General features: G+C 60.7%; 19 protein-coding genes and 1 pseudogene. 12 read left to right on the forward strand and 8 right to left on the reverse strand.

The genetic code is table 11. The annotated features are described in order from the left end of the window. Nucleotides 1-47 precede the first annotated feature (47 nt). Both treS and NW808_RS00765 read left to right on the forward strand, forming a co-directional pair. Complete coding sequence (treS, locus tag NW808_RS00760) at nucleotides 48-3428, forward strand: maltose alpha-D-glucosyltransferase (protein WP_414419959.1); 3381 nt, start codon at nucleotides 48-50, stop codon at nucleotides 3426-3428. Between the two features lie 9 nt (nucleotides 3429-3437). Beyond that, complete coding sequence (locus NW808_RS00765; protein WP_414419960.1) at nucleotides 3438-4190, forward strand: SOS response-associated peptidase; 753 nt, start codon at nucleotides 3438-3440, stop codon at nucleotides 4188-4190. Here NW808_RS00765 and dprA read toward each other — a convergent pair. Further along, nucleotides 4129-5280 carry a DNA-processing protein DprA gene (dprA, locus tag NW808_RS00770; RefSeq protein WP_414419961.1) on the reverse strand — a complete coding sequence of 384 codons (1152 nt, stop codon included), beginning with the start codon at nucleotides 5278-5280 and terminating at the stop codon, nucleotides 4129-4131. The two genes, NW808_RS00765 and dprA, sit on opposite strands and share 62 nt — an antisense overlap. Nucleotides 5281-5336: 56 nt before the next feature. Here dprA and NW808_RS00775 point away from each other — a divergent pair, with 56 nt between their 5' ends. Beyond that, nucleotides 5337-5588 (forward strand): hypothetical protein, encoded by a 252-nt coding sequence (locus tag NW808_RS00775; RefSeq protein WP_414419962.1) that lies wholly within the window; start codon nucleotides 5337-5339, stop codon nucleotides 5586-5588. Further along, the gene (locus tag NW808_RS00780; RefSeq protein WP_414419963.1) at nucleotides 5581-7092 is read left to right on the forward strand and encodes a sodium:solute symporter family protein; all 1512 of its coding nucleotides are present in this window, start codon (nucleotides 5581-5583) and stop codon (nucleotides 7090-7092) included. The genes NW808_RS00775 and NW808_RS00780 overlap by 8 nt, the downstream gene beginning before the upstream one ends. On the opposite strand, the gene NW808_RS00785 is transcribed toward NW808_RS00780, so the two are convergent. Both NW808_RS00785 and clpS read right to left on the reverse strand, forming a co-directional pair. Further along, nucleotides 7042-7836: a lysostaphin resistance A-like protein gene (locus NW808_RS00785; RefSeq protein WP_414419964.1), complete on the reverse strand. Its 795-nt coding sequence runs from the start codon at nucleotides 7834-7836 to the stop codon at nucleotides 7042-7044. The two genes, NW808_RS00780 and NW808_RS00785, sit on opposite strands and share 51 nt — an antisense overlap. A 15-nt stretch (nucleotides 7837-7851) precedes the next feature. Continuing rightward, on the reverse strand, nucleotides 7852-8133 hold the full coding sequence (gene clpS / locus NW808_RS00790) for an ATP-dependent Clp protease adapter ClpS (protein WP_414396415.1): 282 nt from the start codon (nucleotides 8131-8133) through the stop codon (nucleotides 7852-7854). 222 nt (nucleotides 8134-8355) lie between these two features. Between clpS and NW808_RS00795 the strand changes: the two genes are divergently transcribed. The 4 genes and pseudogenes from NW808_RS00795 (at nucleotide 8356) to NW808_RS00810 (ending at nucleotide 11663) form a co-directional block, all read left to right on the forward strand. Beyond that, a complete protein-coding gene (locus NW808_RS00795; protein WP_414396418.1) occupies nucleotides 8356-9534 on the forward strand; it encodes a transaldolase in 1179 nt (392 codons plus the stop codon). 19 nt (nucleotides 9535-9553) lie between these two features. Next, nucleotides 9554-11038, forward strand: a pseudogene (locus tag NW808_RS00800) (cobaltochelatase subunit CobN); the annotation flags it as partial. A 41-nt stretch (nucleotides 11039-11079) separates the two neighbouring features. Further along, nucleotides 11080-11400 carry a DUF2605 domain-containing protein gene (locus NW808_RS00805; RefSeq protein WP_414406072.1) on the forward strand — a complete coding sequence of 107 codons (321 nt, stop codon included), beginning with the start codon at nucleotides 11080-11082 and terminating at the stop codon, nucleotides 11398-11400. Then, nucleotides 11400-11663: a DUF2973 domain-containing protein gene (locus NW808_RS00810; protein ID WP_414410967.1), complete on the forward strand. Its 264-nt coding sequence runs from the start codon at nucleotides 11400-11402 to the stop codon at nucleotides 11661-11663. Before NW808_RS00805 ends, NW808_RS00810 begins: the two co-directional genes overlap by 1 nt. Before the next feature lie 97 nt (nucleotides 11664-11760). Here NW808_RS00810 and NW808_RS00815 read toward each other — a convergent pair whose 3' ends face one another. Beyond that, nucleotides 11761-14970 carry an AAA family ATPase gene (locus NW808_RS00815; protein ID WP_414419965.1) on the reverse strand — a complete coding sequence of 1070 codons (3210 nt, stop codon included), beginning with the start codon at nucleotides 14968-14970 and terminating at the stop codon, nucleotides 11761-11763. 161 nt (nucleotides 14971-15131) lie between these two features. Next, a complete protein-coding gene (gene pcrA, locus NW808_RS00820) occupies nucleotides 15132-17450 on the reverse strand; it encodes a DNA helicase PcrA (protein WP_414419966.1) in 2319 nt (772 codons plus the stop codon). 234 nt (nucleotides 17451-17684) lie between these two features. Between pcrA and NW808_RS00825 the strand changes: the two genes are divergently transcribed. The 3 genes from NW808_RS00825 (at nucleotide 17685) to NW808_RS00835 (ending at nucleotide 20256) form a co-directional block, all read left to right on the forward strand. Then, nucleotides 17685-18209: a hypothetical protein gene (locus tag NW808_RS00825; RefSeq protein WP_414410970.1), complete on the forward strand. Its 525-nt coding sequence runs from the start codon at nucleotides 17685-17687 to the stop codon at nucleotides 18207-18209. Nucleotides 18210-18289: 80 nt separating this feature from the next. Further along, nucleotides 18290-19495, forward strand: a complete 1206-nt coding sequence (locus tag NW808_RS00830) for an RNA-guided endonuclease InsQ/TnpB family protein (RefSeq protein ID WP_414419967.1) — start codon at nucleotides 18290-18292, stop codon at nucleotides 19493-19495. Nucleotides 19496-19602: 107 nt separating this feature from the next. Further along, nucleotides 19603-20256 carry a hypothetical protein gene (locus tag NW808_RS00835; RefSeq protein ID WP_414412070.1) on the forward strand — a complete coding sequence of 218 codons (654 nt, stop codon included), beginning with the start codon at nucleotides 19603-19605 and terminating at the stop codon, nucleotides 20254-20256. A gap of 6 nt (nucleotides 20257-20262) precedes the next feature. Here the strand turns inward: NW808_RS00835 and dapF are convergent, their stop codons facing one another. Continuing rightward, nucleotides 20263-21132 (reverse strand): diaminopimelate epimerase, encoded by an 870-nt coding sequence (gene dapF / locus NW808_RS00840; protein WP_414419968.1) that lies wholly within the window; start codon nucleotides 21130-21132, stop codon nucleotides 20263-20265. A gap of 23 nt (nucleotides 21133-21155) precedes the next feature. After that, on the reverse strand, nucleotides 21156-21287 hold the full coding sequence (gene psbN, locus NW808_RS00845) for a photosystem II reaction center protein PsbN (protein ID WP_414396835.1): 132 nt from the start codon (nucleotides 21285-21287) through the stop codon (nucleotides 21156-21158). Between the two features lie 242 nt (nucleotides 21288-21529). Between psbN and psbH the strand changes: the two genes are divergently transcribed. Then, the gene (psbH, locus tag NW808_RS00850) at nucleotides 21530-21733 is read left to right on the forward strand and encodes a photosystem II reaction center phosphoprotein PsbH (RefSeq protein WP_414361343.1); all 204 of its coding nucleotides are present in this window, start codon (nucleotides 21530-21532) and stop codon (nucleotides 21731-21733) included. Between the two features lie 19 nt (nucleotides 21734-21752). On the opposite strand, the gene argJ is transcribed toward psbH, so the two are convergent. After that, nucleotides 21753-22994 (reverse strand): bifunctional glutamate N-acetyltransferase/amino-acid acetyltransferase ArgJ, encoded by a 1242-nt coding sequence (gene argJ / locus NW808_RS00855; RefSeq protein ID WP_414419969.1) that lies wholly within the window; start codon nucleotides 22992-22994, stop codon nucleotides 21753-21755. Between the last annotated feature and the right edge of the window lie 183 nt (nucleotides 22995-23177).

Consider the following 23177-nt stretch of genomic DNA (forward strand, 5'->3'; position numbering starts at 1 on the left):
AGATCCTTTCAGAGCGGTGTCTAAATCCTGTCTCTGTTGCCGATATGATGAGCCAAGCTCTTCTGCGCAGCATCGTCTCTCCCCTAACCTCCAACCCCCTCTGGTACAAAGACGCGATCATCTACGAGCTACCGGTGCGCGCCTTTTTTGACAGTGACGGCGATGGCGTGGGCGACTTCCAGGGCTTGACCGAAAAGCTGGACTATTTGCAAGAACTGGGGATTACAGCCGTCTGGCTGCTGCCGTTTTTTCCTTCTCCTCTAAAGGATGACGGCTACGACGTTTCCGACTTTACCAACGTTAACCCCGAGCTGGGCACTCTAGAAGACTTCAAGATCTTTCTGGATGCTGCCCATCAACGGGGGATTCGCGTCATCATCGAGCTTATCCTCAACCACACCTCGGATCAGCACCCCTGGTTTCAGCGGGCCCGACGAGCTGCTCCCGGCACTCCCGAGCGCGACTTCTACGTTTGGAGCGATACCCCCGAAAAGTACAAAGAGGCCCGCATCATCTTTCAGGACTTTGAAACCTCCAACTGGACCTGGGATCCGGTGGCCAAAGCCTACTACTGGCACCGCTTCTACTCCCACCAGCCAGATCTCAACTACGACAACCCCGCCGTGCAAAAAGCCATGTTCGAGGTGGTGGACTTCTGGCTGAGCATGGGGGTAGATGGCATGCGGCTGGACGCCGTGCCCTATCTCTACGAGCGGGAAGGCACCTCCTGCGAGAGTCTGCCAGAAACCCATGCCTTTCTCAAGGCTCTGCGCCGACACATCGACCAGAGGTACCCCGACCGCATGCTGCTGGCTGAGGCCAACCAGTGGCCGGAAGATGCCGTAGCCTACTTCGGCGATGGGGACGAGTGCCACATGGAGTTCCACTTCCCCCTCATGCCACGGCTCTTTATGGCCCTCCAGATGGAGGATCGCTTCCCCATCGTTGACATCCTGCAACAAACCCCTCCCATTCCCGAAACCTGCCAGTGGGCCATTTTCCTGCGCAACCACGACGAGCTCACCCTGGAGATGGTCACTGACGAGGAGCGGGACTACATGTACCAGGTCTACGCCAAGGATCCCAAGGCGCGGATCAACCTGGGCATCCGCCGCCGCTTGGCTCCTCTCTTGGGCAACAGCCGCCGCCGCATTGAGCTGATGAGCAGCCTCCTGTTTTCCCTGCCGGGGACGCCGGTGATCTACTACGGCGACGAGATTGGCATGGGAGACAACATCTACCTAGGGGATCGCAACAGCGTGCGCACCCCCATGCAGTGGAGCGCTGACCGCAACGCTGGCTTTTCGCGGGCCAACCCCCAGAAGCTCTACCTGCCCGTCATCATCGACGCCGAGTACCACTACGAAGCCGTCAACGTGGAAGCGCAGCGGAATAACCCCCATTCTCTCTGGTGGACGATGAAGCGGATGATTGCCGTGCGCAAGCGCTTCCAGGCCTTTGGCCGCGGCTCTTTTGAGGTGCTGCACCCGGAAAACCGCAAGGTGCTGGCCTTTGTGCGGGCCTACGGCGACGAGCGCATCCTGGTGGTGGCCAATCTCTCGCGCTACGCCCAGTGGGTGGGGCTGGATCTGTCCCCGTGGGAAGGGTTGATCCCAGTGGAGATCTTTGGGCGCACCGAGTTTCCCCCCATTGGGCGGCTGCCCTATTTCCTAACGCTGGGCCCCCACTCTTTTTACTGGTTCTCCCTCGAGACCAAAACGAAGCAAATTCACCTCAGCCCTAGCAGGCCAGAGGAGCAGGCTCGCCCGGCCACGCTGGTTGTTCAAGATGGTAGTTGGGAGAGCCTCTTTCAAGGGGAAAACCAGAAGCAGGTGGAGGCCGTCTTGGGAGACTACCTCTACCGCTGTCAGTGGTTCAGCTCCAAAAACCGCCAGCTCCAGTCAATCCACATTTTGCAGGCCATCCCTTGCCGTCGAGAAGGGGATCCCTTGCTGCGAAGCCAGATCTTGCTTCTCCAGGCCGAGTTCCTCGAGGGAGACACAGAGCTCTACTCTTTACCCGTGGGCTATGCCACTCAAGAAGCAGCCGTACACCTGCGCGTAGAGGCGCCCCAGGCAGTCATCCTCCCTGTGCAAGTGGCCGGGGAGCCAACGGAAGTGATCTTCGACGCTCTGGCTGATAAGACCTTCTTGTTGGGTCTGCTACAGATGATTGTGCAGCAGAGCCGTCTGCGCCACGGTCGGGGAGAGCTTTGGGCCACTAGCTTTGCCACGCTTGAGTACGACCCCAGCTTGGAGCCCCGCCTCCTCAAGGCGGAGCAGAGCCACACCTCGGTGGTCTACGGCAACCAGTACCTCCTCAAGCTCTACCGCCGGGTGGCTGAGGGGGTAAACCCGGAGCTGGAGGTTGGCCGCTACCTGCTAGAGCACCATCCCCAGGTGCGGGTGCCGCGGCTGTTGGGATCCCTGGAGTATCGTCGTCGCCGCGGGACGCGAGGCTCTGAGATTACCTTGGCCATTTTGCAGGAGTACATCCCCAACGAGGGAGATGCCTGGCACTACACCCTGGACACTTTGGAACAGTTCTTCGAAACCGTGCTCGTCCACCATGCAACGGTGGAAGCGGTGCCGGTGCCTCAGGGCTCCTTCCTAGAGCTTGCGCAGCTTCCCCTGCCGGAGCTGGCCTATGCCACCATTGGCAGCTACCTGGAGTCGGTGCGGATCTTAGCCAAGCGCACCGCCGAACTCCACCTTGCCTTGGCCGCTGACACCGAGAACAAAGACTTTGCGCCGGAGCCTTTCTCCAGCCTTTACCAGCGCTCCATCTACCAATCCCTGCGCAACTTGGTGGGCCAGGTGTTTCCCGTCTTAGCCAAGCAGATCCCCAACCTGCCAGAGCTGGAGGCCAAGCTAGCCCGGACGGTTTACGACCAAGAAGGGGAGATCATGAGCCGCTTCCGCCTGATCCTGGAGCGGAAGATCACGGCTTTGCGCACCCGCTGCCACGGGGATTACCACCTGGGCCAGGTGCTGTTTACCGGCAAGGACTTTTTCATCATTGACTTTGAGGGCGATCCGCGACGATCCCTGGGGGAGCGCCGCCTCAAACGCTGCCCCCTGCGGGATGTGGTGGCGATGCTGCGCTCTTTCCACTACGCTGTTCACATTGCCTTGCGCCAGCAACTGGAAAGCGGCCTGGTCTGCGGAGACAAGTGCCCTGACATGGGGCGCTGGGCCCAGTTTTGGTACCGCTGGGTTTGTGCTGCTTTCTTGGCCGAATATCTGCAGGTGGCTTCCCAAGGGGCTTTTCTGCCCCGCAGCCCGCAGGAGCTGGAAGTGTTGTTGGATGCCTATCTGCTGGAGAAAGCTATTGACGAGCTGGGCTATGAGCTCAACCACCGCCCCGAGTACGTGGAGATCCCTCTGCGCGGGATCCTACAATTGCTAGGCATTTCCACCAAGGTCTGAGGATTCTGGATGTGCGGACGGTTCAGCCTGGCGGCGGCCCCCGAACTGCTGCAGCAGCATTTTCAAATCGAGATGGAGTCATGGCCGGCGCTCCAGCCCCGCTACAACATCGCCCCTTCTCAGCCGGTGCTGGCAGTGGTGGCCTCAACGGAGCTGGGACGGAAGGCAACCCAGTTCCGCTGGGGCCTGATCCCCAGGTGGAGCCGAGCTCCCCAGGCTAGCTGGATCAATGCCCGTTCTGAGACGGTGGCTGAGAAGCCCTCTTTCCGCGAGGCTTTCCGCCGCCGCCGCTGCCTGATCCCGGCAGATGGCTTCTACGAGTGGGCCGACCAGGGCACGGCCAAGCGACAACCCTACTGGTTTTACCTGGTGGATCGACCGGTGTTTGCCTTTGCCGGCATTTGGGAGCGCTGGCGCAGCCCACAAGGGGTGGAGATAGAAACTTGCGCCATCCTCAACACGCCGGCCAATCGGCTGATGGGGCTTTTCCACGAGCGGATGCCGGCCATTTTGCTAGAAAGCGACTACGACCTCTGGCTGGATCCCCAGGTGCAGGATCCCAAGTGGCTGTTGCCCCTGCTCCGCCCCTACCCGGCAGAGGCCATGGCCGCCTACCCCGTCAGCACCCATGTGAACAACCCCCGCCACGAGGATCCCACTTGCCGTGCTCCCATCGGGGAAGCGGTGCAGGGATCCAACCTCAGCGAGCCCGCCGGTAGCGCATCCCCGGCAGTTGCACCAGCCACCCCTCCAGTTCCATGAGGAGCAGGGTGCTGGAAAGGGTGGCCATGTCCATCTGGGTGGCTTGGGCTAGGGCGTCGAGGCTGAGGACCTCATTGCCCAGGATCTGCCAGAGGAGTTGCTGCTGGGGATCGCTGGGGCCAGGGGACGCAGGCTGTTCTGGGGGCGGGGATCCTGGAACCAAGCCCAACTCTTTGAGCAGATCCTCGATCCCCAGGATCATGCCTGCCCCATTGCGGATGAGCTGCAGACAGCCACGGGCTGCCGCCGTGTCGATATTCCCTGGCAGGGCGTACACTTCCCGACCGTAGTGGTTGGCGAGCTGAGCAGTAATCAGCGCTCCTGAACGCTCTGGGGCCTCCATCACCAAGGTGGCGCGGCAGAGGCCGGCAATGATGCGGTTGCGCTGGGGAAAGTGCTCCTTGGCCGGCGGCGTGCCAGGGGGATACTCGCTGAGGACGGCCCCTTGCTCCAGGATGCGTTGGTAGAGGGGGCGATGATGGGCGGGGTAAACCTGATCCACCCCCGTTCCCAGCACAGCCACCGTCTTGCCCCCTGCCTCCAGACAGGCCTGGTGGGCGATGCCGTCGATCCCCGTGGCCAATCCCGACACCACCACACAGCCGGCTTGCGCTAGGGCGGCGCTGACTTTCTGGGTCCACTGCCGACCGTAGGCGGTGGGGGCGCGGGTGCCGACAACGGCAATGGCCGGCTGCTGCCAGTCAGGACATTCTCCCAGGACGTAGAGAATAGGCGGCGGATCCGGCAGCTCCCACAGCAGCGGGGGATAGCCGGGATCCGCAGGGGTTAGGAAGGGGATCCCCGGCTTTTGAGCTTGCTCCAGGATCTCCCCAGGGTCGAGGGCGGGACGGGCGGAAACAATCGCCTCTGCCAGGGTGGGGCCAATGCCCTCCACCTGCTGTAGGGCCAGGGCGTCCGCCTGCCAAGCTCGCTCCAAGGATCCAAAAAACTCCGCCAGCCGCTTGAGGCGGTGGGGGCCGATCCCTCTAACCCGCGCCCAAGCGAGCCAATAGGGCCGCTCCCTTTCTCCGCGGCTTGGCCAAGGCTCCCTCTTGAGGGCGAGAGGTGAAGGAGAACTGGAGAAGGACAATTGTCTGCACCAGTGGCTGTATCTTAATAATCGGCAAAAAATCAGGAGATGGACAAATGTCAGGGTTGGATCCCGCGGGTGGCCCTCAGGAAGCCAGGCCACTGCGGTTTGGACAGGTGCGCCAGGCTTGGGTGTGGGGGGCTTACCCCCTGCTGTGGCTGTTGACCTGGGTGGGATCCCGCTCTGCCCAGCCGCAGCTTTGGGGGATCCCGGCCTGGTATTGGCTGGCGGGGTTGGCTGTCCTGCTGTTGGTACCTCTTAACTTCTACATTGTGCGCGTTTGCTGGCCGAGAGGCGGAGATGAGTAACACGGTTTTGAGTCTGGGTGTGGTGGGGGCATACTTGCTGCTGCTGGCGGCCATTGGCTTCTGGAGCTATCGCCATAGCGGCCAGGATCCGGTCAGCTATTTCCTGGCGGGGCGAGGGCTGGGATCCCTGGCTCTAACCTTGACGACGCTGGCGACGCTGATCAGTGCCTTTACCTTCATTGGGGTGCCAGCGGATGCCTATACCCACGGCCTAGGGATCTTCCTGGGGGTGGGAGTGACCACCGCCTTCATTTCGGGGCTGTTTTTGTGGGTGGGCTACCGGGTGTGGCTGGCAGCGCGCCACTTCGGCTTTATTACCCCTTCCGAGTTTTTTGGCCACCGCTTCAATAGCCCTCTCCTGGCCCTACTTTATTGCCTGAGCGCCCTGACGTTTACTGCTCCCTACATCAGCATCCAGATTATCGGTGGGGCGCGCACGCTGGCTGCAGTCTTGGGGGAGGGGATCCCCTATTGGCCTCTGGCGGTGGTAGTGGCCTTGGTGATCTTGGCCTATGTCCTCTTTGGCGGATCCCAGGCGGTGGTCTGGACGGACGTGGTGCAGGGGATCATCTTGGTTTTGGGGATGGGGGTGGCTTTTGTGGCAGTGGCTTTGAGGTGGGGCCAGGAGGCTGGCAGCCTGTTGGATCCCTGGCTGAGCTTGCCCGGCCCGCAGGGGCGCTGGAGCTGGCAAACGCTGCTTGGCAACCAGCTGCTGTTTTTCATGGCCACGCCCCTTTTTCCCCAGTTTTTCCAGCGCTTCTACATGGCCAAGAGTGCCCGTCCCTTCCAAACCCTGATGGTGGTCTGGCCGCTCCTTATTCTGCTGGTGTTTTTCCCGGCAGCCCTCATTGGCGTCTGGGGCCGGCTGGCTTTTCCTGATCTGCAGCAGCCGGATCAGGTCATGCCGCTGATGTTGCAGACCCTGCCCAGCGGCGTGGCGGCGGTGGTGATTACAGCAGCGCTAGCAGCTTTGATGTCCACGGCGGACTCGCAACTGCTTACAGCCAGCTCCCTGGTTACGCGGGATCTGGTGGTTACTTTTCTCAAGCGCCCGCTTTCCCCTCACCAGGAGGAGCTGTTGGGCCGCGGGGTGGTGTTGGGGATTGGGCTAGTTTCCTTTGCCATTGCCGTCAGGCCGCCAGGGCTCATTGCCCAGATTGCCACCTGGAGCTTTCAGGGCTATGCCATGCTCTTTCCCATCCTGATGGCCGGCTTGTACTGGAAGCGGGCGACTCGCGCTGGAGCCGTGGCCGGGGCTTTGGTCTCCAGCAGCCTCACCTTGGGGTGGCTTTCGGGCCTGTTGCCCAAAGCTTGGACAGGGGGCTGGCTGCCGGTGATCCCGGCGGTGGTCATCGGCACAGCGGTGCTGGTGGGGGTGAGCTTGCTGACTCAGCCTGACCAGGAGAGGGTAGCCGCCTACTATGAGAACGGCCCTTGGGCAGAGGAAGGTTGCTCAGCTTCTGCCGCCAGCCAACCCCTTGAGAACCAGGAAGGTGCCGCCTAGAAAGAGTAGGCCCATCAGCCCAGCCAGAGGGTTGTTGCCGATCCCGGTGAGCCACGCTGGCGCCCTCCCGGTGTACTCGATCCAGGCCAAGTTGTTGACCCAGGTAACGCCCCACACCCAGCCGGCGTGCAGCCCCAGGCTGAGGCCTAGTTTGTTTTGGTTCCACGCTTTCGCCTGAGCCAGCAGCAGGCCCATCAGCCACAGCCCTGGAAACTGAGGCCAGGTGACAAGAACCTCCGCTGGCGGCTTCAAGAAATGGGCCAAAGCAAAGAGAAAGCTGGATCCCCATAGCGCCCTTGTCCAGCCGTAGTCCAACGCCATTTCCTGCACTAGCCAGCCGCGGAACAACAGCTCTTCCACCAGCGCCACTGCCAGGCCCACCCCCAGCCCGAGCAAGCCATAGCCGAGCAGGGATCCCCCTTCCACTGGCTTCCAGCTCAGCCAGCCCAGGGCCCCCTCCAGGCCAAACAGCAGGAAAAGCCCCCCGGCACCGATCCCCAAGCCCCAGAGGATCCCAGCCCGACAAGTCCAACTACTGTCCAAGCCATAGGCGGCAAACCCGGATCCCCACTGCCACAGCCAAAGGAGCAGCAGGGCATACAGCGGCAACCAAAGGTAGTCTTGCCCAAAGAGAACCCCCCCTAGCCCGACCCACGGCAGCCAGGCCAAGAGGGGGATTCCCAAAAACAGCAACAGGCGCAGCGGAAAGGGAAAAACCTTGAGTTTCGCAATCAGCAGGCCCACCCACGCTGCTCCTAACTAGCGTTCCGGCTCAATCGAGCTGGTGAGGCCGTGCTGGCGCAACTGCTCACAATAAAACTCCGCAGGTTCCCGCGGCACCACGATAACCACGGCAACGCCGTTGTTGTGGGCTTCCAGCATGATTTCGGTGGCTTGCTGCGGCAGCAGGGATGGGATCACCTTCAGCAACACCTGCACCACGTACTCCATGGTGTTGACATCGTCGTTGTGCAGCAACACCCGGTACATGGGCATGTGCTTTGGGGTTACAGAAGGCTTAACCAGGGTCTCCGTAGCCACGACGATCCCTCCTTACAGCAAGGCAAGACGTACACCTGCAAAAAAAAGGGGCAGAAAGGGGAAAAAGCCTTAATGGAATTTTAGCCTTCTCGGCAAGAGCCGTGAGGGGGAGCGGAAGAGAATTAAGACAATCTCACGGCTAGCGGGATCCCCTACTGAGATAGGTGACACTGGGACTAGGTTGCCAAAGTGCCGCGGAGCGCGAGGCCCAAGGAGGGGAGTATGAGCAGGAGCCTGCTGGAGCAGTTGCGAGAGATCACCGTCGTGGTGGCCGACACGGGGGATATCAATGCCATCGAGACCTTTAAGCCGCGGGATGCCACCACCAATCCCTCTTTAATCACAGCGGCCGCCCAAATGCCCCAGTACCAGGGCATTGTCGATGAAACTTTGCTCAAGGCTCGCCAAGACCTGGGATCCAAAGCCGACCTCAAAACCGTGGTGGCCCACGCCGTCGACCAACTGGCGGTGGCCTTTGGCGTGCGCATTTTGTCCATTATTCCTGGCCGCGTCTCCACCGAGGTAGATGCCCGCCTCTCCTACGACACGGCAGCTACGGTTGCCAAGGCCCGCCATCTCATCGAGCTCTACAAGGCAGCAGGGGCGGATCCCGAGCGGGTGTTGATTAAAATTGCCGCCACCTGGGAAGGGATCCGGGCTGCCGAGATCCTGGAAAAAGAAGGGATCCACTGCAACCTTACCCTGATGTTTGGCCTGCACCAGGCCATTGCCTGTGCCGAGGCGGGGGTAACCCTCATCTCGCCCTTTGTGGGCCGCATCCTCGACTGGTACAAGAAACACACCGGCCGGGAGAGCTACCCGCCCGCCGAAGACCCAGGCGTGCAGTCGGTAACCCAGATCTACAACTATCTGCGCAAATACGACTACCCAACAGAGGTGATGGGCGCCAGCTTCCGCAACATCGGGGAAATCCTCGAGCTGGCCGGCTGCGACCTGCTCACCATCTCGCCGCCTCTGCTAGCGGAGCTGCAAAACACCGAAGGCCACCTGGAGCGCAAGCTGGATCCGGAAAAAGCCAAGAAAATGGACATTCCCCGCCTGGTGATGGACCGAGCCACCTTCGATCAGATGCACCGGGAAAACCGCATGGCCTCGGAAAAGCTGGAGGAAGGGATCCAGGGCTTCTCCAAGGCGCTGGAGGTGCTGGAAAAACTGCTCGCCGAGCGGCTGCAGAAGCTGGAGGGCGCCAAGGAAACGATTACCCACGCCGCCCAGGATGTCTTCCGCCTCTACGATCTGGATGGGGACGGCTTCATCACCCGCGAGGAGTGGATGGGGGCAGATCGCGTCTTCGATGCCCTCGACACCAACCAAGATGGCAAAATTACCCCCGAAGAAATGCTGGTTGGCCTAGGGGCAGCCGTTTACTTGAGGAATTAGCTCCATGGGCGAGAACTTCCGCCGCATCGGAGATGGGGTAGCTGCCCTAGAAGCTCAAGCCCGCCGCTGGATTGCCCAACGGCTGCAGGGGATCCCCTACGATCCGCCGCCGGGGCCGGCAGCCAGCCAGGTGCTGCAGTGGATAGAGAGGGACTTGCTCCCTCGCCTGCAGCAAACTCCCCAGGAGCTGGAAAACCTCCTACGCGGTCTCAATGGCGGCTATGTGCCCAGCGGCCCTTCCGGCGCTCCCACGCGGGGCCGGGTGGAGGTGTTGCCCACTGGGCGCAACTTCTACTCGGTGGACATCCGCGCCATCCCCACCCCGACAGCCTGGCAAGTTGGCTCGCTGGCTGCCGAGCGGCTGGTGGAGCGCTACGTGCAAGAGCAGGGGGAATATCCCCGCCATCTGGGCCTATCCGTGTGGGGAACTTCCACCCTGAGAACCGGTGGCGAGGACTGGGCCGAGGCGCTGGCGCTTTTGGGGGTCAGGCCCCGCTGGGATGGGGGACGGGTGGTGGATATCGAGATCCTGCCTGTAGCGGTTTTGGGGCGTCCCCGCGTGGATGTAACTCTGCGCATTTCTGGGTTTTTTCGGGATGCCTTTCCCAACCTGATTGCCCTCTTCGACCGGGCCGTGCAGGCCGTGGCCGCTCTGGAGGAGCCGGAAAGCGACAACCCCCTGCGGGCTCAGGTGCTAGCCGATACCCAGTACTGGCAGGAGCAAGGGATCCCCCCCTCAGAAGCAGCCAAGCGAGCGCGGCTGCGCATCTTTGGCTCCAAGCCGGGGGCCTACGGGGCCGGTCTGCAGGGGCTGATCGAGGCGCAAAACTGGGAAACGGAAGCGGATCTGGCCCGCGCTTACCTCAACTGGAGCGGCTACGCCTACTGGGCCGAGGGGGAGGGAGAGCCAGCCCCCGAAGCGCTGCGGCGGCAACTGGCCCGTCTGCAAGTTGTCCTGCACAACCAAGACAACCGCGAGCACGATCTCCTCGACTCGGACGACTACTACCAGTTTCAGGGGGGTATGGTGGCAGCGGTGCGAACGCTCCAGGGCCGCAACCCCCAGATCTACTTCGGGGATCACGCCCGTCCCCACAACCCCAAGATCCGCACCCTGGCCGAAGAGATCGACCGCGTCTATCGCGCCCGCGTCGTCAACCCCAAGTGGATTGCCGGCGTGATGCGCCACGGCTACAAGGGCGCCTTTGAGATGGCCGCCACACTGGACTATCTCTTTGCCTACGATGTCACCACCCACGCCGTGCCAGACTTCATGTACGCCGGGGTGGCCCGCGCCTACCTATTGGATCCCCAGGTGCAGCAGTTTTTGCGAAGCCACAACCCCTGGGCCTTGCGGGATATGAGCGAGCGGCTGCTGGAGGCCCACCAGCGGGGCTACTGGCAAGAGCAAGCCCAGGAATTGCTGCCTCAGATCGAAGCCCTCATGCTGGAGATGGAAGCCCAGCTAGAGGCCAGCCAGGGATCCCTGGCGGGAGAACGTTAAGTTCGGCTAAGATTTTTCCCATCCTAATAGAGATCCCAGGCATGAGCAAAGCCAAGCTGTTGCGGCAGATTCTGGGGCCGCTGCTAGAAGACTACCACTACTGGTTTGAGCGCTGCCGTCGCTTTTTGCAAGAAGAAACCCTGGACTTCATCAGCCCAGAAGTGCAGCAGTCCCTCTTGGAGCGGGTCTTGGCTGCCCAAGCGGAGTTACAAGCAGCGGAAGCTCTCTATCGGTTATCGGACAATGAAGTTGGCATTGACCCGGCCCTGATGGCAAAATGGCATCGCCTGCTGATGGAGTGCGCCGAGCTAGGCCGCCGCTTTCGCCAACTTCACCCCTCTTCTGACTCCTCTGACTCGTGATGCTGCAGATCCTCTACCTCATTGCTTTTGTGGCCATTGCCTTCGTGGCGCTGCGCAACCTGGTGGTTAACGTAGTAACTCTAAGCAAAGAAGAGCCCAAGGCCTCACCGCGTCGCGCTCGCCGACAGGCGCCCCACCCAGAGCTCTTGGATGCGGACGGCAACCTGACGGAAGAGCCTTTGTTGGTTATTCGCGCAACCAGCCTGGAGGAAGCCCGCAGCCGCCTGGAGGATCTTTACTCTGGATCCCCTGACGAGGATTGAAAGCGACAGGGGGGCTGCCGACCCCTGCGCAAAAGCCCAAGCAGGAGAGCCTTAGCTGCCCCTGGCTGCAGAGGCAGGCTGGCGGATCCTCAGCCGACTAGCTGCGAATGGAGAGGCGGGATCCCTGGGGAGAAGGCTGCACCTCAATGCGGCAGGGAAAGGCATCTTGCAGGCTCGGGATGTGGGTAATGACCAGGATGCAGGCAAACTCGGAGGCAATGGCGTTGATGGCCGCCAGTAGCTGGGCCCGCCCGGTGGCGTCCTGGGATCCAAACCCCTCGTCGATGATCAAGGTTTGCAGGTCAGAGCCGGCGCGCTGGGTGAGCAGGCGAGACAACGCTAGGCGAATGGCGAAGTTGATGCGGAAGGCTTCTCCCCCGGAATAAGTCTCGTAGGGGCGGGTGCCGCGGGGATCAGCGATGAGGATGTCGAGGGTTTCGATTAGCTTGTCCGAACGTCGCCCCGAGCGCTGGGTTACAAAGCGGAGTTGCAGGCGGTGCTGGGTGAGGCGGCCCAGGATCTGGTTGGCCTGGGCTTCTAGCTCCGGCAGGACGTTTTCGATGATCAGGGCAGGAATGCCGTTGCGGCCGTAGGCGTTGGCCAGCTCTTGGTACACCTGCTGCTGGCGGCGGGCTTGCTGCAGTTGCTGCTCCAGCTCGGCTTGCTCTGCTTGTCGCTCAAGGGCTTGCTGCAACCGCTGTTGGGCCGCTCCAAGCTGAGAGAGCACCTGATCTAGCTCTTGCCGGTGCTCCTGCAGGGCTTGGCGGATCCCTTCCAGGTGAGTAGGTGAGACCTCGGGCTGCTCCGCCAGCTGTCGCTGTAGTGCTTCCAGCTCTTGGGTGGCCTGGGCAAGCTGCTGGCGGCTTTCCTGTAGGCGTTGGGCCAAGACCTGGCTGCGGGCTCTTGCTTCTGGCAGCTCCTGGCAGGCCATCTGGAGGGCTTGCAGGCGGGCCGGCCACAGTTGCGCCTGGGCCAGCTCTGCTTTTACTTGCTGGTGCAGGGATCCGTCGTAGCCAAGGTGGTCCAGCGCCTGCTCGATCTGGGCCAGCCGTTCCGCCAGAGCAGCAGAGGAGGCTGTCTGCCGCAGGGCTTCCAGCTGCGCTTGCAGGGAGGCGATTTGCTCGGCCAGGCGAGGGCGGCGCTCTTGGGCTTTGCGCAGTTCCTGGGAGCGGCCCAGGGCCCAGCGCCAGCGCTCCAGCTCTGCTCGTTGCAGGGCGTGTTCCCGCTCGTCGTAGCCCAGCTGCTGTAGGGACTGCTGGATCTGGGCAAGCTGCTGCCGTGCCTCTTGGGCGTAGGCTTCTTGGCTGAGGAGCTGCTCCAGTTCTGCCGCTTCTAGTCGCCAGGCCTCCAGCTGCCGACGACGCTCCTGCTCGGCCTCCCACTGCTGTTGCAGGCGCCCCTGGAGGTGCAGTCGCTCGTCCCAGGTGGCCAATTCCTGGCCAAGACGCTGAGCTTCTTCTTGCAACAGCCCGATCTCCCGGTCGGCCACCGCCAGTTGCTCGCGAATGACAAAGAGCTCGCCGGCAATCTCCTCTTGGCGCTGGCGGTGTTTTTGCAGCACCACCGCCCTCAAAGGGGGGCTGAGGGGGCGAGCGCAGAGGGGGCAAACCCAGAGCTGGGATCCTGGCGTGGCCAGCCCTGGGGCGGGCGGTGCGGGCGCAGCAGGCTGCTCCGAGAAGGCTGCTTCGGGGGTGGCTTTGTCTGCCACGGCCTTCACCCCCGCCAAAGCAGGGACAGAGTAGGGCTCTCCGGGTTCAGGAGGGTCAGCGCCTGGGCAATTTGGATCCTTCTGGAGGGGGAAAGTTTCCCAGGGATCCTCTAGCAGGCGGCAGTGCTCCTCCTCCTGTTGCCACTGCTGCTGGAGAACCCGCTGCCGCTCCTGCAGCTTCTGCACAAAGAGGCGGCGCTCTTGGATTTTTTCCAGCACCTGCTGCTGGTAGAGGCGCTGCCGTTCCAGCTCGGCCAGGGCCGCTGCTCCGGCGGCAATTTTCTCGGCCAGTTGCTGCTGCTGTTGGGCCAGGCTCTCCTGGCTTTGCAGATGCTGCTTGAGGAACTGGAGGCGGGCTTGCAGGCGTTCCCGCTCGCGGCGGATCTCCTCCTGCCAGTGCCGTTGTTGCTCTAGGAGGGTGGCCGCTTGAGCCTGAGCCTCGTTCAAGCTCTGCAGCCGCTCATAGGCCTGCCGGTAGTGGTACAGGGCGTTTTCAATGCGCTCCTGTTCGGCCAGGAGTTGGGCATCGGCCTGAGCCTGGACCTGGCAGGCAGCCAATTCCTGTTGCAGCTGTTGCATCCTCTGCAGGTATTGCTGCTGTTGCTCGGCCTGTTGGGCCTGCAGCTTTTGGCGTTCCTGCACCAGCTGTTGTTGCTGCTGGAAGAGATGGTGGAGATGGCGATCCTGCGCCATCAGGGCTTGATAGCGTTCGTAGCCGGCCTGGATCTCTTCGCTTTTGGCAACCAGCTCTTCCAACTGCAAAAGCTGCTGCCGCTGCGCTCGCCACTGCTGCTCGGTGTGGTGCAGGTTGGCGCTGAGCTTGTGCACATGGTGGGCAAGCTGCTGGTACCGCTCCTGGAGGGTGCGGCGATGTTCGTAGGCGCGCTCTAGAGCCTGCAACTCCTGCTGCTGCTGCACCAAGAGCTGTTGCAGATGGGTTTGCCGTTGCTGAAGCTGCTCCAGTTGCGCTTGGATTTGCTCGAGGTCGGTGGGGTGTTGCTCCAGCTTGCGCAGGCGCTGTTGGAGCAGGTCGGCTCTGAGCTTGGCGCTGCGGGCCTGTTCGCGGCAGCGCTCGGCCAGCAAGTCGTACTGGCCCAGCTTGAGCATGTCCGCCAAGACCTGCTTGCGCTCGCCGGGGCGCTTTAGGGTAAAGGCATCGGCCTGTCCCTGGCGCAGGTAGGCGGAGTGGAGAAAGGTGTCGTAGTCAAGGCCAAGCTGACTTTCAATTGCCTCTTGAGTGGCGCGCAGGCCCCGGCGGGTAAGGCTGCGCCAACGGGCTTGGCCCTCGCTTTCTCCAATCTGGATTTGCCACTCCAGGGATCCCTCCCCCGAGAGGTGGCGGCTGCGCAGGACGCGGTAGGTCTGTCCGCGCGAGCGGTAGATCACCTCCACCCAGGTTTCGCTAGCTCCTTTGCGGATGAGGTCGCTGTCGTTGCTGGCCCGGCTCTGGCCCCAGAGGCCCCAGGTAAGGGCATCAAGCAAAGCCGATTTGCCCGCCCCGTTGGGACCACAAATGCAAGCGGTGTGGATCCCGCGCAGATCCAAAACCGCCTGAGAGTAGCAGAGAAAGTTGCGTAAGGTCAGGCGAACCGGGATCACAGGGGCGGCTTTGGTTGCAGCAAAACCATGGCGATGAGCCCTTTGCTCTAGTCTATGAAGTTATTTGCCAGATCCCAAGTCCTGCACCGGCCAATGTCCTCAGGTCAGATTCAAAGACGCTCTGGCCAGTTAAGCTGCCAAAGTCGTTTTGGACCAGAGCGCTAGCTGAGCTTTTGGATGGGCGCGATGCGCGGATCCAAAATTTTTTGGCCCACCGCGGGAAATCTCACAGCTAAGGTAACCTGGTCGCCGCTGCCAAAGATGTGAGTAATTTGCCCCTGGCCAAATTTGGGGTGTTGCAAACGATCTCCCACCGCCCAGCGCTGGGATCCCTCCCAGCCAGTAGCTGCCTCTCTGGGTTCGGCTACCCGGCGAGGTTGCAGCGGGCCGCCTCTCTGCCACTGGATCAGGTTGTGCGGCAGCTCACTCAAAAATAGAGAGGGCTCGCAGTTGCCGTAGAGGCGTCTCCTGCTGGCGTAGCAGAGAAACAATTGCTCGCGGGCGCGGGTAATGCCTACGTAGCAAAGGCGCCGTTCTTCTTCCAAAGCATCCGGGTCCTCCAGAGCGCGGAAATTGGGAAACAGGCCCTGTTCCAACCCCACCAAAAAGACCACGGGGAACTCCAGTCCTTTGGAAGCGTGCAATGTCATCAAAGCAACTTTCTCAGCCCCTTCCTCCAGATTGTCCAAATCCGCAGCCAAAGAGACAGCGCTCAAGAAAGCCTCGAGGCTGGGATCCTCCTCTTCTTCCTCAAATTGACAAGCGGCGTTGTAGAGCTCCATCACGTTGGCAATTCTCTCCTCAGCCTCTGGCGTGCCCTGGGCCTTGAGATCTGCTAGATACCCAGAATCCCGCAGCAATTCTTGCAAAAGGGTAGCAGCGGAAACCTGCGCTACTTGTTTGTGCCAATGTTCGATGAACTGGGCAAACTGGATAACCGGCCTGGCGGAGCGTCCCACCAGCTTGGTTACAGCAGCCTCGTCGCAGAGGATAGCCCATAGAGGCACATTGAGGGCAGTTGCTGCTTCGGTTAGTTTGTCCAAAGTGGATTTGCCAATACCCCGCCGCGGCACATTGATAATGCGCAACAGGCTAAAGGAGTCGGCAGGGTTGAGCACGGCCCGCAAATAGGCCAGCACATCTTTAATTTCCTTGCGCTCGTAAAATCGCAGCCCGCCCACCACTGTGTAGGGGATCCCCCACCGCAGCAAAACCTCCTCAAAGGGGCGGGATTGGACGTTGGTGCGGTAGAGGATGGCAAAATCTCCCCAGGAAGAGTTGGGATTTTGGCTGTGTAACTTGCGAATGGTGTTGACCACAAACTCAGCCTCTGCCATCTCGTCCTCCGCCTGGTAGCAAACGATAGGATGGCCTGGAGGGCGAGTTGGCCGGAGAATTTTATCGATGCGCTCCGTGTTTTTCTCGATCAAGACGTTGGCTGCCTTCAAAATAGTAGCTGTAGAGCGATAGTTTTCCTCCAGCTTCACCATGGTGTGGGTGTCGTCGTCTGGAAGGCCATCGCCAAAGGTCTCTTGAAACTCGAGCAAAATGGTAAAATCTGCCCCGCGAAAGCGATAGATACTTTGATCCGCATCACCCACCACAAAGATGGAGCGATTGGTCCAGTCCCACTTGGAGCGGCAGCTCTCCCCATTGGTAACTAGCAGCCGGATGAGTTCGTACTGGGTGCGGTTGGTATCTTGGTATTCGTCCACCAAGATGTGCCGAAAGCGCTGGTGCCAGTAGGCCAAAACCTGCTCGTTTTGGCGGAAAAGCTGCACCGGGATCCAAATTAAGTTGTCGAAGTCGAGGGCATTATTGGCCGCCAGTTGATCTTCGTAGAGCTCGTAAACCTGAGCTAGGACGCGGCCGCGGAAATTGGGCTGGTGGCGTTCCAGATCCGCAGGAGTCCAGCCCTGATTTTTGGCCTTGCTGATGGCATGGCGCACCAACTTGGGATCAAACTGGCGCTCATCCAAGTTAAGCCGATTGATCACAATTTCTTTAATCAAAGAGTAGGCGTCAGACTCGTCAAAGATTGAGAAGTGGCGAGTCCACCTGCGTCCCTTGAGATCCCGATATTTTTCAATCTCCAGGCGCAGAATCCGGGCAAATAGGCTGTGAAACGTGCCGATCCAAAGGGGCTTAATCCAACGGTGGTAAACACTGGATTTCAGCCGGGTGGCCTGAGCAGGCTCCAGTTGCGCCAAGGGGATCCCAAATTGTTCCTGCGCCTCCTGCTCGGCAAAAAGCTGCTCGATGCGCTCCTTCATTTCGCGAGCGGCCTTGTTGGTGAAGGTAACGGCCAAAATCTCCTCTGGATTTACCCGATAGTGGCGGATGAGGTAGGCAATGCGGTGGGTGAGGGTGCGTGTCTTGCCGGAACCTGCCCCCGCCACCACCAGCAAAGGGCCACAAAAGTGCTGCGCCGCTTGGCGTTGGGAGGGATTGAGGCCATCCAACAAAGAGCCAGAAGCCATACCTATCTGCCGCCCCCGAGAGACTGCTTTCCATTATGGGCCCAGGCTGGCAACCCAACGGGGGTGGGAAGCCCAACCAGGAGCGCCAGGGCCAAAGATGAAGATTGGTTAAGATTTGGCCAGCCCACCCCAGAACTTGCTGCTATGAAACGAGTTTTGCTTGGCTGCGGCTGCCTGCTTGCTTTTCCAAAAAGACTTGTCGCTTGTGGGGTTGCTACCTTTGCTCTCCTCTTCTTGGGCCCGTTGGCTCCAGCTCAGGCTGGCAACTGCCCCAGCAACGGCAGTCCCAACGTATCCCTTGACCTCAAGCTGGAAAGCATTTCCGGGGATCCCCTTGACCTAGGCAGCTACCACGGCCTGCAGGCGCTGATCTTAACCAACCGCCAAACCCGCTCCCAAGCAGAGGCCCTCTCGACAAGTTTGGCTCTGGAGTTTGGGCACAACCCTCGGCTGCGCCAGGTTGTGTTGATCGATGGCAGAGGGCTGCAGCTGGTGCGAGACCTGGTTCTGCAGGCCATCCGCGAGAGCGTGCCGACAGATCCCCGCTTGGCTTCTCCGTTTGTCCATGTCTCGGTTGATTTCGAGGGGGCAGCCATCCAGAAGCTGCAGGAGATCGCCGCCGAAGTGCTACCCGGGATCGATTTTCGCCGCCAGGCCGCCCTGCTGCTTTTAGACGGTCGGGGCACGCTTCTAAGTGGGTTTGCCAACCTGGACCAGTCCAATCTCCGCATTCGCCAGTGCATTCGTACGCGCATTTGACCAAGAAAACTGGGTTTCAAGCCCTGCCGTTGAGAGCGGCTTTTTGTATGATGCCCTAGATAGCAGAAAGACAACTTTGCATGTACTTTGTCCGCAAGCTCAAGCTGGGAGTTTCAGACCAACTACAACTTTTGAGCAGAGCCGCAGGCAAGCTGTACTCCAAGACACTCGTCAGTTTTTGGCGGGTCGTCCGCAAGAAAGGGCTGTGGTTGAAACCTGCCACACTCATGCGTTGGTTTCCAAATGACCCTGAAAACCGGCTGCATGCCCATAGCGCAGACGCGGTAGTGCAAAGCTTCTTTGCCTCTCTGAAGTCCTGGAGGGAACGCCGCAAAACGGATCCCAACGCTCGTCCACCTCGACGCCGACGGTACTATTACAAAATCCAGTGGAAGTCCTCAGCCATCAAGGTTGTAGATGGAAAGTTGCGGTTGTCGAACGGGAGGGGTAAAGAGCCGTTGGTGATCCCTTGGGTTTGGGATACGCCTGTCTGGGTAGAAATCGACTGGGACGGCAAGCAGTATGAGCTGAGGGCTTGCTACAAGATAGTTGATGCGCCGCCCAAAGGAGAGAAGGAAGAGGGCGGTGTCGCTGGTGTGGATCTGGGTGAGGTTCACCTGGCCGTTGCCCATGATGGGGAACAGACTTACATTGCCAACGGTAGACTGCTGCGATCCAAGCGCCGCTACCAGAACAAGCTGAAATCCACTCTGTCAAGGCTGCTTGCCAGAAAGAGGCGTGGCTCAAGGCGTTACAGGAGAGTTTTAGCTTCTGGGCGAAAGCAGCTGGCGAGGTTAAATGACCAGATTCGAGATATTTTGCACAAGCAAACTACAAGACTTGTCTCGACGCTGTATGCAAGGGGCGTCCAGACCGTTGTAATTGGGGACATTCGGAATATCAGGGTGTCTGCCACTCGCGTTAGCGGGACGGAGTCCTTTTACGGCAAGAAGGCGAATCAAAAGATCCACCAGATGGTGCATGGCCAAGCCCGGCACTACATCACCTACAAGGCCGAACGGCTGGGGATGAGAGTAGTGCTCCAAGATAAGCGGTACAGCTCTCAAACCTGTCCTGCTTGCAACAAGAGGAACAAGCCAAAAGGCCGTGGGCATAGGTGTGGGTGCGGGTTTAGGTTCCATCGGGACGGGGTGGGGGCAGTCAACCTTCGCAGAACGTATCTGGGCTTGGGCCCAGTAGTTGGGGTTATGGCATCCCCCATAGGGCTGAGGTTTCAGCCTCATGCTCTGTGTAGCTCAGCCGGCAGGAGCCATCCTGCTGTCTGAGTAAAGAATCCCTGCCCTTTGGAGCAGGGAGAATGTCAATGCCTTGGATCCCGCTTTTCCCCTGCCTCTTCCCCGACCGCTAAACTGGTTCTAGTCGAGACGGCTGGGTGCCGAGATCCATGCGCCGCCAGCTCAAGACCCTAAACCAAATCCTTGACTACAAGCTAGCCGATCTGCGGCTGTTTGGCCGCGCCGAGCTGAAGGGTCAGGTGCTGAATGTGCTGCTGGAACGGCTGCCCGGCGATGGGGTGGACACACAGCAGGTGATGGAGGTGGTGCGCAGCGCTGTAGAGGCCTCGCTGCTGCAGGGGCTGCGCAAAGTCAACGTTTACCTTTGGTGCCGTGGCCAAACTGAAGCGGCGCCGGAGTGGAGCGAAAGCTTTGTGGTCGAGCCGTTGAGCCCAAGCAAGCCTGAGGGAGCTTGGAGCCGCGCCTCCAGCTACCGGCAAGACTATCCTGCCATGCGGGTGCTGCTTTTTGGCTTTGGCCTTTGCCTGGGTGGCTTCTACCTGCTGGGCTGGGAGCGGACGGGCTGGATGGACTGGATCCCCGTGGGGCTGGCCTTTGGCTTGGGGGTGATCTTCCCCTGGCTCAAACGCTCCCTCAACCAGGGGGCTCCCCCTCTGTTCCTACGCCTCGGCCTAGGGCTGGGGCTGGTCTGGCTGGGCCTGGCAGTGCTGATGATCTGGCACCAGGGCTGGAGCCCTGCCCACGGGATTCTCACCTTGCTGGCCCTTCTCCTAGTGGGGTTGGGATCCTGAAAGCGCTCACTCGGCAGTGGTGCCGCGGAAAACGGGCAGGGCCGGCCCTGTCATCCACACGTGTTGGGTGTCAAGATCCCAGCGAATCTCCAGGTTGCCTCCCGGCAGCTCTACCGTGGCCTGGGGCTCGGCCCGCTCTTCCAAGACGGCAGCCACTAGGGCGGCACAAGCTCCTGTTCCACAGGCCAGCGTCGCCCCTGCCCCTCGCTCCCAAACCCGCAGCCGCAGGCGGTTAGGGCTGAGTACCTGCACAAATTCGGTGTTGGTGCGCTCGGGAAAGGCGGGGTGATGCTCAAACAGGGGACCCACCCTTTCCAAGTCCAGTTTCTCCAAGGATCCCTCCTCCTCCAGAAAGACCACGCAATGGGGGTTGCCCATGCTCACTGCTGTCACCCACCACTCCCGCCCGGCCACTGGGAGCGGTTGCCGCACCACCTTTTCCTCTGGCCCGGCCAGCGTGGTGGGAATCTGCTGGGCCAAAAGGCGAGGGATCCCCATGTCCACTGTTACCAAGCCATCGGGCTGCACCCGCGGCACAATCCGCCCTGCCAAGGTGTGGATCTGGTAGGCGCCATCCTGGGCGGGGATCCCCAGATCCTGCAAAAAGCGAGCCAGGCAGCGGATGCCGTTGCCGCACATCTCCGCTTCCGAGCCGTCGCTGTTGAACAGGCGCATGCTGAAATCAGCCCCCTCCTGCCCCGGCAGCAGGAAAATGACCCCATCCGCCCCCACGCCAAAGCGGCGATCGCAGAGGGCAATGGCCTCTTCTGGTGTCAGACAGGGCTGGGGCTGGTGGCGATTGTCCACCAAGATGAAATCGTTTCCCAACCCCTGGTACTTGTGGAAGGTGAGATGGGAGGGCAGCCGGGCAGCCATGCAGTGCAACAAGACAACGGGCTTCAATCCTCGTGCATTTCGAAGGGATCCTTCAAGTTCTTGGAAGGAGGTCCGAAGGCGGTGTAGATGGCAAAGGCGGTAATGACAATAGTAGTGGCCACAATAGCCACGATGAGGGAGAGGCTAGCTTCCATCGCTGGGATCCCGAGAGAGTCTCTCTAGAGTATTACACAAGTTTACAAAACATTGCGCCTCAGCGGCGACATGCACGGAATCCTCTGCCTGGCAAGGACAAGGGATGTCAAGATTCATTGCTATCGGCAAAGGGGTGGGGCCAGATTCTGGTAGCGTGATCTAAAGATGGCTGTTCTTGCGGCATTGAGTCTTTAGAGGATCCGCCGCCAGCTTTGTTCCTTCTTAACCTACGGCGAGAACTATGGCCATTCGTACCCGACTGGGCGATCTGCTGCGTCCGCTGAACTCAGAATACGGCAAAGTAGCCCCCGGCTGGGGCACCACGCCTCTAATGGCAGTCTTCATGGTGCTGTTTGGCATCTTCATGCTGATCCTCCTGGAGATTTACAACAAGTCGCTGCTGCTGGAAGACATCAACGTCTCCTGGGAGAGCCTCAGCTTCTAGTTTGGGCTTGCCAAGCGGCCTAGGTGGTGTACTCGGCGTTGATGCGCACATAGTCGTAGCTGAGATCGCAGCCCCAGGCTACGCCCTGACCAGGCCCCTGGTGGAGATCCACCGTGAAGACGACGGGATCCCCCTTGAGGTACTCGCGAGCGGCCTGGCGGTCAAAGGGGAGGGGCATTCCCTTCTCTAAAAGCAGGAAATCTCCCAGCCGGATCTCCAGAAGGCGGCTGTCAAAAGGGATCCCTGCTCGGCCAGCGGCGGCGGCCACTCGTCCCCAGTTGGGGTCGCCCCCAAAGGCTGCTGCCTTGACCAAGGGAGAGCTGGCAATGACGCGGGCTATCTGCCGAGCCGACCGGTCGTCGGGGGCGCCTTGCACCCGGATCTCCAGCAACTTGGTGGCTCCCTCCCCGTCGCGGGCAATGGCCTTAGCTAGGTGAATGCAAACCTGGGCAACCATCTCGGCTAGGGTTTGGGCAGCTTTTGTACCCGCTTGCACCGTGGGGATCCCGCTTTGGCCGTTGGCTAGAGCCAGTACCATGTCGTTGGTGCTGGTATCCCCATCCACGGTGATTTGGTTAAAGCTGAGGTCAACAGCCTCTTTGAGGATCTGCTGCCAGAGTGGGGGATCCACAGCCGCATCGGAGGTTAGGAAAGCCAACATGGTCGCCAAGTTGGGGTGGATCATGCCGGATCCCTTGGCGATGCCTCCTACCCTGACGGTGTAGCCGTCAATGTTAGCCTCCAGAGCCGTGCTCTTGGGAACTAGATCAGTGGTGAGGATGGCGCGGGCAGCGCTCTCTCCTCCTGCCGGCGAGAGGCGGTCGATAAGGTGGGGCAGGGCCGCCTCGATTTTGGCCATTTCCAGTTGTTGTCCAATGACCCCTGTGGAGGCGGTGAGCACCTGGTGGGAGGGGATCCCCAGCCGCTCTGCCACCCAGCGGGCCAGTTGGGCATTGTTGCGCTCCCCCTCTTCGCCTGTACAGGCGTTGGCCTGGCCGGCAGTGCAGAGGATGGCCCGCACCGGCTGGCCTTGGGCGAGGATGCTCTGGTTGTAGGTGACGCAGGCGGCCTTAACCTGGTTGGTGGTGAAAACGCCAGCCCCTACCGCCTCGCTGTCGGAAACAATCAGGGCCAGATCGGCGGCGCCGGAGGGCTTGAGGCCAGCAGCTACGCCGGCAGCGCGGAAGCCACGGGAGGCGGTTACGGCACCTGCAACCGGTTTAAACTGGGCTCCTGGATCCGATGGAATGGCTCTGGTCATACTGGCGGCTGCGCAGCTCCTAGCAAAGCGGGCCGGCTTTTGCGCTGGGAGCAAAGTGGTGTTGTTAGAACTTTACCAAAAAGCGCCGTAAGGCCCCGCCTTTGAAGGTGGGGATGTAAGGCGCAGCATTTTATCCAAGGTTTCCCCTGATAAACTAGAATCATGCGCGTCAAAGCGCTCCGC

The sequence above is a fragment of the Synechococcus sp. W70.1 genome, from assembly GCF_047461515.1.
GTDB lineage: Bacteria > Cyanobacteriota > Cyanobacteriia > Thermostichales > Thermostichaceae > Thermostichus.

Bases quoted from the DNA above. Each gene is read 5' to 3' on its own strand.
- NW808_RS00830 (WP_414419967.1), top strand. From the start codon at position 18,290: ATGTACTTTGTCCGCAAGCTCAAGCTGGGAGTTTCAGACCAACTACAA.
- argJ (WP_414419969.1), bottom strand. From the start codon at position 22,994: ATGACCAGAGCCATTCCATCGGATCCAGGAGCCCAGTTTAAACCGGTT.
- NW808_RS00780 (WP_414419963.1), top strand. From the start codon at position 5,581: ATGAGTAACACGGTTTTGAGTCTGGGTGTGGTGGGGGCATACTTGCTG.
- dapF (WP_414419968.1), bottom strand. From the start codon at position 21,132: ATGGCTGCCCGGCTGCCCTCCCATCTCACCTTCCACAAGTACCAGGGG.
- NW808_RS00805 (WP_414406072.1), top strand. From the start codon at position 11,080: ATGAGCAAAGCCAAGCTGTTGCGGCAGATTCTGGGGCCGCTGCTAGAA.
- NW808_RS00765 (WP_414419960.1), top strand. From the start codon at position 3,438: ATGTGCGGACGGTTCAGCCTGGCGGCGGCCCCCGAACTGCTGCAGCAG.
- psbN (WP_414396835.1), bottom strand. From the start codon at position 21,287: ATGGAAGCTAGCCTCTCCCTCATCGTGGCTATTGTGGCCACTACTATT.
- psbH (WP_414361343.1), top strand. From the start codon at position 21,530: ATGGCCATTCGTACCCGACTGGGCGATCTGCTGCGTCCGCTGAACTCA.
- NW808_RS00795 (WP_414396418.1), top strand. From the start codon at position 8,356: ATGAGCAGGAGCCTGCTGGAGCAGTTGCGAGAGATCACCGTCGTGGTG.
- NW808_RS00775 (WP_414419962.1), top strand. From the start codon at position 5,337: ATGTCAGGGTTGGATCCCGCGGGTGGCCCTCAGGAAGCCAGGCCACTG.
- pcrA (WP_414419966.1), bottom strand. From the start codon at position 17,450: ATGGCTTCTGGCTCTTTGTTGGATGGCCTCAATCCCTCCCAACGCCAA.
- NW808_RS00810 (WP_414410967.1), top strand. From the start codon at position 11,400: ATGCTGCAGATCCTCTACCTCATTGCTTTTGTGGCCATTGCCTTCGTG.
- treS (WP_414419959.1), top strand. From the start codon at position 48: ATGAGCCAAGCTCTTCTGCGCAGCATCGTCTCTCCCCTAACCTCCAAC.